The sequence below is a fragment of the Candidatus Omnitrophota bacterium genome, from assembly GCA_028715965.1.
GTDB lineage: Bacteria > Omnitrophota > Gorgyraeia > Tantalellales > Tantalellaceae > JAQUQS01.
Genome location: JAQUQS010000030.1, coordinates 1 through 13,017, shown reverse-complemented (window position 1 = coordinate 13,017; position 13,017 = coordinate 1). Strand labels below are relative to the sequence as shown.

At 53.9% G+C, this 13,017-nt stretch carries 1 protein-coding gene; it reads right to left on the bottom strand.

Annotated features, from left to right (window positions below; all coding sequences use genetic code 11):
* Positions 1–13,017, bottom strand: a 13,017-nt coding sequence (locus tag PHH49_08125; GenBank protein ID MDD5488905.1) for a hypothetical protein, incomplete at both ends; no start/stop codon positions are given.

Sequence of the window (13,017 nt, the reverse complement as noted above, 5' to 3'; positions counted from 1 at the left end):
TTCCGTCATCGTAGTGAGATCTCGCCAGTTAATGCCGGCGATGGACATATCCTGTATATCGGACCAGTTAACGCCCGCTTCCGTAAAGACCTGAAGGTCCGACCAGTTCACGCCGGCCTCCGTAAGGGTAGTAAAGTCAGACCAGTTCACTCCGGCCTCCGTAAGGACCATCATATCGTTCCAGTTAACACTGGCCTTGGAAAGCACGGCAAGGTCGTCCCAGTTGACATCCGCCTCCGTCATCGTCGAAAGGCTGTCCCAGTTAACGCCGGCTTTCGCGAGTTCGGACAGATTGTCCCAGTTAACACCCGCATCGGCCATCTGGGCTATATTGTCCCAGTTGACGCCTGCCGCCGAAAGGTTCGCCATATTCTCCCAGTTCACCGAAGCATCCGAAAGGGCTTTCATCCCGGACCAGTTCACTCCGGCTTCCGTCATGACGTTGAAATCTGTCCAGTTCACTCCGGCTTCCGTAAGTGTCTGGAAGTCTGACCAGTTCACGCCGGCCTCCGTAAGCATGCGCATATCGTACCAATTCACACCGGCTCCCGTCATAACCCCGAAATCGGACCAGTTTATGCCCGTCTCGGAAAGGGCCTGGAGATCCGCCCAATTGACACCGGCCTCAGTAAGTGTACGCATATCGTACCAGTTGACCCCTGCTTCCGTAAGTGACTGGAAGTCCGACCAGTTAATGCCCGCTTCCGTCATGTTCTGGAGGTCCAGCCAGTTGGCCCCGGCCTCGGTCAGTACCGCTAAGTCAGACCAGTTCACTCCGGCCTCCGTAAGGGTCGTAAAGTCTGCCCAATTAACAAGGGTTTTCGACATAACCTCGAGGTCTTCCCAGTTAACACCCGCTTCCGTGAGCATCATAAGGTCTGACCAGTTCACGCCCGCTTCTGTCATTATCGTAAGGTCCGACCAGTTCACTCCCGCTTTTGATAACACATCTATATCCGACCAGTTCACTCCCGCTTTTGTCATGAAATTGAGGTCCGACCAGTTCACGCCGGCCTCTGTAAGGGTAGTAAGATCGGACCAGTTGATACCCGCTTCCGTCATTGGCGTGAGATCAGACCAGTTCACGCCCGCTTCCGTGAGTACCGTAAGATCGGACCAGTTGACATCGGCGTAGGTCAGAGCGTTCAGGTCAAGCCAGTTAACACCCGCGGTCGTTATATATGTCATGTCCGTCCAGTTAATACCCGCTTCCGTAAGTGTTTCGAGATCCGACCAGTTCACGCCCGCTTCCGTAAGCGTTGTTAGATCAAGCCAGTTAACGCCGGCTTCCGTAAGCATGGTAAGGTCTCCCCAGTTAACACCGGCTTCCGTAAGTACCGTAAGATCCGCCCAATTCACACCCGCTTCCGTGAACACCTGAAGATCGGCCCAGTTCACTCCCGCTTCCGTAAGCGTCGTAATATCGGCCCAGTTCACACCCGCTTCCGTCATCACCTGAAGATCGGTCCAGTTTATGTCGGCCGTGGTAAGGGTCCCCATATCACGCCAGTTAACGCCCGCTTCCGTGAGTGTCGTAAGATCCGCCCAATTAACGCCCGCTTCCGTGAGCGGCTTGAAGTCGGCCCAATTCACACCCGCTTCAGTTAGGATCGTAAGGTCGGCCCAATTAACGCCCGCTTCCGTCATCACCTGTATATCCGACCAGTTCACACCTGAACGTGTAAGGGTATTAAAATCATACCAGTTCACACCCGCTTCCGTAAGCACCTGCATATCCGACCAGTTCACACCCGCTTCCGTAAGCACCTGTATATCCGACCAGTTTATGCCGGACTTGGTAAGGGCGTTGATATCCGACCAGTTCACACCCGCTTCCGTAAATATCGTCATGTCAAGCCAGTTGATACCCGCGCGGGTAAGTGAGGTAAGATCCGCCCAATTAACGGATCGCGTAGAAAGCTCTCTCAGGTCTGACCAGTTCACCCCGATCTCAGTAATGACCTCGAGATCCGACCAGTTAATACCCGCTTCCGTCAAAGTGGTAAGATCTATCCAGTTGACACCCGCTCTCGTGAGGACATTGAAGTCAGACCAGTTAACTAACGTCTTGCTTAAGGTTTCCAGGTCGTCCCAGTTAACTCCGGCATCCGACATGACCGCGAGGTCCGACCAATTTATGTTTGCCTTGGAATAAACGGTGAAATCGGCCCAGTTAACGCCTGAATCCGACATTACCTGCATATCCGTCCAGTTAACGCCCGCGCCGGTAAGTGTCGCGAAATCATACCAGTTGACACCCGCCGAAGCCATCGCTGAAACGCTGTCCCAGTTGACACCCGCCGATGACAGGCTTGACATATTATCCCAGTTAACACCCGCACCGGCCATTTCCGATATGCTATCCCAATTAACCCCGGAATCCGCTATATCCCCCAACCCTGCCCAGTTTATACCGGCTTCAGTCATCGGGGTAAGATCCGCCCAATTCACTCCGGCTTCCGTAAGAGTCCCCAAGTCGAGCCAGTTCACTCCCGCTTCGGTCATCGGGGTAAGATCGGCCCAGTTAACACCAGCTTCCGTAAGCGCCTGGAAATCAACCCAGTTAACACCAGCTTCCGTAAGCGCTTTCATGTCATCCCAGTTAACGCCGGCTTCCGTAAGGAAGGTTAGATCAAGCCAGTTAATGCCGGCTTCCGTAAGCGTAGTAAGATCGGCCCAGTTGACACCGGCCTCACTTAGCGGGACAAGCCCGTCCCAGTTGACACCGGCTTCGGTAAGGACCTGGAGGTCGGCCCAGTTAACCAAAGCCTGGCTCATCACCCTGAGGTCCTGCCAGTTCACACCGGCTTCAGTAAGCGTCGTAAAGTTTTCCCAGTTTATCCCCGCCTCCGTGAGAGGTACAAGGTCCACCCAGTTAATACCCGCTTCCGTAAGCGTCTGGAAATCTATCCAGTTTATCCCCGCCTCCGTAAGCGCTTGCATATCGGACCAGTTCACGCCCGCCTCCGTAAGCGTAGTAAGATCGGCCCAGTTCACGCCGGCTTCCGTGAGCGGTTTGAAGTCGGCCCAGTTGACCCCCGCTTCCGTAAGGGACTGGAGATCCACCCAGTTCACTCCCGCTTCCGTGAGCGGCTTGAGGTCCGACCAGTTCACTCCCGCTTCCGTAAGCGCCTCGAAGTCCGCCCAGTTAACGCCCGCCTCCGTAAGTATCGTAAGGTCTGACCAGTTAACGCCCGATTCCGTCAGCACGGTAAGGTCCGACCAGTTAACTCCCGCTTCCGTGAGCGTAGTAAGGTCTGACCAGTTCACACCCGCTTCCGTAAGTATCGTAAGGTCCGACCAGTTGACCCCCGCTTCCGTAAGTATCGTAAGGTCCGACCAATTAACCCCCGCTTCCGTAAGGGTCTCGAGATCTTCCCAGTTCACGCCGGCCCTCGAAAGTGTAGTAAGGTCCGACCAATTAACCCCCGCTTCCGTCATCGGCGCGAGATCAGCCCAGTTAATACCCGCATCCGACATGATCTGCAGGTCTTTCCATGCTATTTTGGCTTTTGTCATAGTAGCAAGGTCATTCCAGTTAACACCTGCCGCGGCCATAGCCGACATGCTTTCCCAGTTAACACCGGCAGAAGACAGGGTCGATATATTCGCCCAGTTAACGCCCGCGCCGGCCATTTCAGAAATACTTACCCAGTTCACGCCGGAATCCGCTATATCCCCCAACCCTGCCCAGTTTATACCGGCTTCCGTCATGGGCTTGAAGTCTGCCCAGTTTATACCGGCTTCCGTCAGTGTCTCGAGGTCTATCCAATTGACCCCGCCCTCTGTCATTGACGTAAGATCGGTCCAGTTTATGCCCGCCTCCGATAATGTCTCGAGGTCGGACCAGTTGACCCCGGCTCTTGTTAGTGTATTGAGGTCCAGCCAGTTAACGCCGGCCTCCGACAATGTCTCGAGGTCTTCCCAGTTAACACCGGCCTCCGACATGACCGCTATATCGTCCCAATTAACACCGGCGGCGGTCAGATTGCCAAAGTCGGACCAGTTGACACCCGCCTCGGTCATGATCGTCAGATCCGTCCAGTTTATGCCGGACTCCGTAAGTACGGTGAAATCGTGCCAGTTAACACCGGCATCGGCCATTATTGCCACGTCATCCCAGTTTATGCCCGCCGCTGCCATCCTCTCGATGTTGTTCCAGTTAACAGCCGCGTCAGCCATACTGGCTATACTGTCCCAGTTAACTCCAGCGCCTGCCAGCTGCTCCATGTTCTCCCAGTTAACTCCGGAGTCAGCAATATTTCCAAGACTTTCCCAGTTTATACCTGCCGTTGTCAAAGGCTCGAAATCATACCAGTTAACACCCGCTTTCGTGAACACCTCTATATCTTCCCAATTTATGTTAGCCTCGGTAAGCGCCTGGAAGTCCACCCAGTTAATACCCGCGATCGTCATGGAGGTCATGTCCGACCAGTTGATACCCTGTTTGGACATTACCTCTATATCTGACCAGTTAACATTCTCCTCCGACATCACCCTAAGGTCGGACCAGTTCACTCCGCGTGAAGTAAGTACGGCAAAATCAGCCCAGTTCACTCCGGCGGTAGCAAGCGGCTGTAGCCCGGCCCAACTTACACCGGCCTTCGACATGACCGTTATATCATTCCAATTCACGTTAGCGCGTGTAAGGGTATCCATATCCTCCCAGTTCACACCCGCTTCGGTCATCACGGTAAGATCGTTCCAGTTTATTCCCGCTTCCGTCATAGGCGCGAGATCGGCCCAATTAACTCCGGCATCAGTGAGAACTCCCAGGTCCAACCAATTCACTCCCGCTTCCGTCATAGGCGCGAGATCGGCCCAATTCACTCCGGAAATGGTCATTACGCTAAGGTCATACCAATTAACGCCGGATTTTGTTATCGTTTCCAGATCGGTCCAATTCACACCGGCACGCGTAAGGGTATCCATGTCATCCCAGTTAACGCCCGCCTCAGTAAGTACCGTGAGATCATCCCAGTTAACGCCCGCTTCCGTGAGCGGTTTAAAGTCAGCCCAGTTAACGCCGGCCACCGTCATCGCGTTGAAGTCGGCCCAGTTGATATCCTGTTTGCTCAGCACCTCGATATCGTTCCAGTTTATCCCCCGAGTGGTCAGGACCTCCATGTCCAACCAGTTTATCCCCGCCTCCGTAAGTGCCGTAAGATCAGACCAGTTGACCCCGGCTTTTGTCAATGTATTGAAATCAGACCAGTTAACACCGGCTTCAGTCAACGTCTGGAAATCGGTCCAGTTAACGCCCGCCTCCGTAAGACTCGTAAGATCATTCCAGTTAATGCCCGCCTCGGAAAGTACCGTCAGATCATTCCAGTTAACACCCGCTTCCGTAAGAGGTTTCAGCCCGGACCAGTTCACGCCGGCTATGGTCATGCTCTGGAGGTCCTGCCAGTTCACGCCCGCTTCCGTGAGCACTCTTATATCATTCCAATTAACGCCTGTCCGCGTTATCACATCGAGATCCAACCAGTTAACTCCAGCTTCCGTAAGCGCTGTGAGGTCGATCCAGTTAACACCCGCTTTTGTGATCGTATCGAAGTCAGCCCAGTTGACCCCGGACTCCGTCATGACCGTTATATCGGACCAGTTCACGCCGGCATCGGACAATATCTTGAAATCGTCCCAATTAATGCCCGCGCTGGCCATTATCGACATGCTGTCCCAGTTCACGTTCGCGCTTGCCATGTTCTCGATGTTATACCAGTTAACGTTCGCGTCGGTCATATTCGCGATGTTATACCAATTAACTCCTGCCGACGCCATGTTCTCGATGTTATACCAGTTAACTCCCGCGTTGGTCAGGGCCTCGAAATTCGCCCAGTTTATACCTGCTTCCGTAAGGAAAGTCATATCCGACCAGTTTATACCCCGTTCCGACATGACGGTAAGGTCGGCCCAGTTCACGCCCGCTTCCGTAAGTGTCGTAAGGTCCAGCCAATTCACCCCCGCTTCCGTGAGCACGGTAAGGTCATTCCAGTTCACGCCCGCTTCCGTGAGTGTCGTAAAGTCCAGCCAGTTCACGCCCGCTTCCGTAAGTACCGCAAGGTCAGACCAGTTCACACCCGCTTCCGTCATTGTCGTAAGGATCTCCCAGTTCACGCCCGCTTCCGTAAGCGTCGTAAGATCCGCCCAGTTCACGCCCGCTTCCGTAAGCACCTGGAAGTCCGCCCAGTTCACGCCGGCCTCCGTAAGCGTCGTAAGGTCCGCCCAGTTCACGCCGGAACGTGTTATCGCATAAAGATCGTTCCAGTTCACGCCCGCTTCCGTAAGCGTTGTAAGGTCCGCCCAGTTCACACCAACTTCCGTAAGCGTCGTAAGGTCTACCCAGTTAACACCCGCTTTTGTCAATGTATTGAAGTCCGTCCAGTTGACGCCCGCCTTTGTCAACGTGTTGAGATCTGACCAGTTCACACCGGCCTCCGTAAGTGGGGCCATATCCGCCCAGTTAACACCCGCTTCCGTCATTATCGTAAGCGCTGACCAGTTAACACCCGCTTCCGTAAGAGGAACAAAGTCCGACCAGTTTATACCCGCTTCCGACATCGTCTGAAGGTCCGACCAGTTGACATCAGCCTCCGTAAGAACGGTAAGATCATCCCAGTTCACGCCCGCTTCCGTCATTATCGTAAGCGCTGACCAGTTAACACCCGCTTCCGTGAACGGCGCAAGATCCGCCCAGTTCACGCCCGCTTCCGTAAGCGTTTGCATATCGTCCCAGTTTATCCCGGCTTTCGTCAGGGTCTCCAGGTCTTCCCAGTTAACACCAGCCTTCGTCATCGTATTGAGGTCCGACCAGTCTATACCTGCCTCACTTATTACCGTAACATCCGACCAGTTAACACCCGCGTCCGTGAGTGCCTGGAGATCAAGCCAGTTTATACCTGCTTGTGTCATCGGCACGAAGTCCACCCAGTTCACGCCCGCTTCCGTAAGCGCCTGCATGTCGTCCCAGTTCACGCCCGCTTCCGTAAGGGCATCCATGTCCGCCCAGTTCACGCCCGCTTTGGTCATTGTGTTAAGATCCGACCAGTTGACCCCGGACAGTGTTATGGCATTAACATCTGACCAGTTGATCCCCGCTTCCGTCAGATATTGGAAATCCACCCAGTTCACGCCCGCTTGCGTAAGGGGCACAAGATCAGACCAGTTGATGCCGGCCTCAGTCATTCCCTGCATATCATCCCAGTTCACGCCGGCCTTGGTCAAGGTCTCCATATCCTCCCAGTTCACGCCGGCTTTGGTCATTGTGTTGAGGTCAGACCAGTTCACGCCCGCCAGAGTAAGTGGTGTAAAGTCCGCCCAGTTCACTCCGGCTTTCGTCATTGTCTCAAAATTCGTCCAGTTCACTCCTGCTTCCGTAAGAGGCGTAAAATCGGCCCAGTTTATCCCGGCTTCCGTCATCCCCTGCATATCGACCCAGTTGACACCCGCTTCCGTAAGTGCCCCGATATCAAGCCAGTTCACGCCCGCTTTGGTCATTGTATTAAGGTCAGACCAGTTCACGCCCGCCAGAGTAAGTGGCGTAAAGTCCGCCCAGTTCACTCCGGCTTCCGTAAGGCTCTGGAAATCGACCCAATTCACACCCGCTTGGGTAAGAGGCACCATATCCAACCAGTTGATGCCCGCCTCAGTCATTCCCTGCATGTCATCCCAGTTGATCCCTGCTTCCGTAAGGGCATTCATGTCCTCCCAGTTCACGCCCGCCCTGGTCATTGTATTAAGATCTGACCAGTTCACCCCGGACCGCGTTATCGTATTAACATCGGACCAGTTCACACCAGCGGCTGTAAGATACTGGAAATCTATCCAGTTCACGCCCGCTTCCGTCATGGGCACGAGATCCGTCCAGTTGATATTGGCCACGCTCATAGCCTGCATATCGGACCAGTTCACGCCAGCCTTGGTCATTGTCTCCATATCTTCCCAGTTCACGCCCGCCCTGGTCATTGTGTTAAGATCTGACCAGTTCACCCCGGACCGCGTTATCGTATCAACGACCGACCAGTTCACGCCGGCGGCTGTAAGATACTGGAAATCTATCCAGTTCACGCCCGCTTCCGTCATGGGCACGAAATCATCCCAGTTAATACCCGCCTTGGTCATAGTGTTAAGATCGGACCAGTTAACCCCAGCTTTGGTAAGTGGCCCCATATCCGACCAGTTGATCCCTGCTTCCGTCATCTTCTCGAGGTCTTCCCAGTTCACACCTGTACGGGACATCGCATTGAGGTCCGCCCAGTTGACCCCCGCATCCGTCATTACCTGAAGATCGGACCAGTTGATCCTCGCGTCAGAAAGTATCTTGAAATCGTCCCAGTTAATACCCGCTCCAGCCATCGTAGAGATGCTGTCCCAGTTCACGTTCGCGCTTGCCATGTTCTCGATGTTGAACCAGTTCACGTTGGCCTCGGCCATGTTAGCTATGTTATACCAATTCACACCGGCACCGGCCATGTTCTCGATATTGGACCAGTTCACACCGGCACTTGAAAGAGATTCGAAATTCGACCAGTTAATGCCCGCCGTGGTCATCGGGTTCAGGTCGGCCCAGTTCACGCCGCCTTCGCTCATAGCCTGTATATCCGCCCAGTTGACACCTGTTCTTGTGAGCACCTGGAAGTCGGACCAGTTTATCCCGGACTTTGTCAATGTATTAAGGTCGGACCAGTTTATCCCGGCCCTTGTGATCGCGTTGAAGTCGGACCAATTGACGCCCGCTTTTGTCAGCGTATTGAAGTCGGACCAGTTGACCCCAGCTTCCGTCATGATCGTCAAGTTCGACCAACTCACGCCCGCTCTCGTAAGAGTGTTAAAGTCAGACCAGTTGACCCCGACCTCGCTCAATACCGTAAGGTCAGACCAGTTAACCCCAACCTCGCTCATTACCGTAAGATCCGCCCAGTTGACCCCAGCCTTCGTAAGGGTATTGAAATCGGACCAGTTGACCCCCGCTTTCGTAAGAGTATCAAAGTCAGACCAGTTAACCCCGACCTCGCTCATTACCGTAAGATCCGCCCAGTTGACCCCAGCCTTCGTCATCGTGTTAAGGTCGGACCAGTTGACCCCGGCCTTCGTCATCGTGTTAAGGTCGGACCAGTTGACCCCCGCTTTTGTAAGGGTATTAAGATCGGACCAGTTGACCCCGGCCCTTGTAAGGGTATTAAAGTCGGACCAGTTGACCCCCGCTTTTGTAAGGATGTTAAAATCTGACCAGTTTATCCCTACTTTTGTCAGGACATCAACATCGGTCCAATTGACCCCGGCTTCCGACAGGGCCGTGATATCATCCCAGTTCACACCTGCTTCCGTCATAAAGGTAAGATCCGACCAGTTAACTCCCGCTTTTGTAAGAGAATTGAGATCAGACCAATTGACACCAGCCTCAGTAAGCAACACCAGATCTGTCCAGTTGACCCCGGCCCTTGTAAGCGAATTGAAGTCGGACCAGTTCACGCCAGCCGCGGTCATGGGCGCGAGATCCGCCCAATTGACCCCTGACTCGCTCATAAGCTCAAGATCATCCCAGTTCACTCCCGCCGAAGTAAGTGCCTGCATATCATCCCAGTTCACTCCCGCTGCTGAGAGTACGGCAAGGTCCGACCAGTTCACGCCGGATCTTGAGATAGTATCCATCCCTGACCAGTTTATCCCAACACGGGTCAGGACATTAAAATCCACCCAATTTACGCCCGCGTCCGCCATAGTGGAGACATCGCTCCAGTTGATGTTGGCGCTGGCCATACGTTCTATGTTGTTCCAATTAACATTGGCATCCGCCATGTTCCCGATGTTGTACCAGTTCACACCCGCGTTGGAAAGGTCCTGGATATTGAACCAGTTCACGTTGGCCCTGGCCATGAGCTCGATGTTATTCCAGTTGACGCCCGCGTCCGCCATGTTCGATATATTAAGCCAGTTCACGCCCGCTGAAGACAATATCTGTACGTTCGTCCAGTTCACGCCCGCGCTTCCCATGAACTCAAGCCCTGCCCAGTTCATGCCAACTTCCGACATCGCCGCCATATCGCTCCAGTTTATACCGGCTTCTGTCATTACGGTGAGATCATACCAGTTGACCCCTCCCTCGGAAAGCGCCACCATACCTGCCCAGTTCACACCGGCTTCCGTCAGAGACCCGAAGTCGGTCCAATTAACACCGGCTTCTGTCATTACCGCTATGTCATCCCAGTTAACACCCGCTTCGGAGAATACCGTAAGGTCGTCCCAGTTAACACCCGCCGTAGTGAGGGTATTAAAGTCCGACCAGTTGATCCCTGATCCCGACATATACGCCAAGTCTGTCCAGTTTATGCCGGCCGCGGCCATACGTTCGATGTTCTCCCAGTTAACAGCCGCGTCAGCCATATTGGATATATTCTGCCAATTAACGTTCGCCCCGGCCATCTGGGAGATACTGTCCCAGTTGACCCCGGCGGCAGCGACCTCACCAAGACCTGCCCAGTTAACACCCGCTTCCGTCATAGCGCCGAAGTCCAACCAGTTTATACCGGCTTCCGTCATGGGTTTGAGGTCCTGCCAGTTAACACCGGCCTTACTTATGACCTCGAATTCCGACCAGTTAACACCAGCCTCCGACATTGTGGTAAGATCGGCCCAGTTCACGCCCGCCGCGGTAAGCGGTCCGAGATCCTGCCAGTTCACTCCGGCTTTTGTCATCGTTTCCATGTCGGACCAGTTGATCCCCGCGTAGGTAAGGGTGGTAAAGTCCACCCAGTTGACACCCGCTTCCGTCATGGGTTTAAGGTCATACCAGTTAATACCCGCGACCGTGAGCTGGTTGAAATCGGCCCAGTTTATGCCCTGTTTTGTCAGGACATCGACGTCGGACCAGTTCACGCCTTGCTCCGTAAGCACCGTAAGGTCCGTCCAGTTGACACCGGCACGCGACATCACGCCAAAATCTTCCCAGTTCACCCCTGCGGTGGCCAGGGGTTGTAATCCGGCCCAGTTTATCTCGGTTTTCGTCATAAGGTCAAAATCGACCCAGTTTATCTCGGCGTTGGTCATAGCGCTGAAGCTTTCCCAGTTCACCCCGGTACCCATGAGCACGCCCAGGTCTTCCCAATTTATCCCGGTCTCGGTAAATACCTGGATATCCTCCCAATTAACCCCCGCAAGGGTCATCCTTCCCATATCGGACCAATTCACGCCCGCGTCGGTCATCACCTGGATATCCGCCCAGTTGACCAGCGTCTCTGACATGACCCTGAGATCCTCCCAGTTGACCATGACCCCGGACATCACCGCCATGTCTTCCCAGTTGACGCCCGCGTCGGACATTACAGCGATCGTATCCCAGTTCACGTATGATGTGGTCATATACGCCATGTCGGTCCAGTTAATGCCGGCGGCGGCCATATTGGAAAGATTGGTCCAATTGACCTCAGCCGATGCCATGTTACCTATATTGAACCAGTTGACGCCCGCGGATGACATGACGGAGATATTATCCCAATTCACGCTAGCTCCGGCCATTTCCTTTATCTGCTCCCAATTAACACCTGACTCTGAGAGATTGGCTATGTTGTACCAGTTCACCCCGGAGGTGGTCATCGTTCCCCAATCAGCCCAGTTCACTCCCACCTTGCTGATCACATCAAGGTCATCCCAATTTATCCCGGTCCTTGTCAGCGTATTGAAATCGGACCAGTTGACACCCACCGTGGTGAGGACTCCAAGGTCGGACCAGTTAACACCCGTAACCGACATCACCTCGAGTTCGTCCCAATTGACGCCTGCCTTGCTCATGACCTCCATATCGGACCAGTTGACGCCCCTTGTGGACATTACGTTTATATCTTCCCAGTTCACCCCGGCCGCGGTAAGCACTTGTATATCGGACCAGTTTATGCCCGCTTCCGTCAATATCTGGAAATCCGACCAGTTGATGTTCTGGACGGTGATAACCTCAAGGTCGGACCAGTTAATACCCGCCTTGCTCATTGTTTCAAAATCCTGCCAGTTCACTCCGGCGCGCGTAAGCCGGTTAAGGTCGGACCAATTAACTCCCTGTTTGGTTATGACCTCCAGGTCTTCCCAGTTTATCCCCCGTTCGGTCATGACCTCAAAATCCGCCCAGTTCACTCCGGCGCGCGTAAGCCGGTTAAGATCGGACCAGTTTATCCCTTCGATCGTTATTACCTCAAGCTCTCCCCAGTTCACGCCGGCCTTTGTGAACACTTCAAGATCTGACCAGTTAACCCCATGGTTCGTCATGACCCCCAGGTCTGACCAGTTAACACCCGTCTTGAAAAGCACGTCGAAATCCGTCCAGTTGACGCCCGTAACGGACATATAGGAAAGGTCATCCCAGTTCACGCCCGCTTCCGTCATGATGTTTAGGTCCGACCAGTTCACGCCCGCCACTGAAAGATAGGACATATCCGACCAGTTCACGCCCGCGTCGGTCATCACAGCCAGATCATCCCAGTTCACGCCGGCGGCGGCCATTTCCGAAATGGTATCCCAATTCACACCGGCGGCGGCCATATTGGAAAGGTTATACCAGTTCACGCCGGCGTCAGACATATCCGCGATGTTATACCAGTTTATCCCCGCCGCCGCTACTTCCGCCATCCCGGACCAGTTCACGCCGGTCTCTGACATAACGTCTATGTCCGTCCAGTTTATACCGGCACGTGTAAGCCGGTTGAAGTCATTCCAGTTTATATTCTGTCCCGCGAGCGCCTCTATATCCGACCAGTTCACCCCGGTCCTTGAAAGAACCCCTATATCTGCCCAATTAACACCTATAGTGGTCATATCAGTAAAATCGATCCAATTCATACCCACGGTAGTAAGCACCTGTATATCAGACCAATTCACTCCCACGTTCGACATAGTGCCAAGATCCGTCCAGTTTATGCCCGCCGCCGACATTACGGATATGTTGCTCCAGTTAACGTCCGCTCCCGCCATGGTGGACATACTGTCCCAGTTCACGCCCGCCGACGCTAGGGATGATATATTATCCCAATT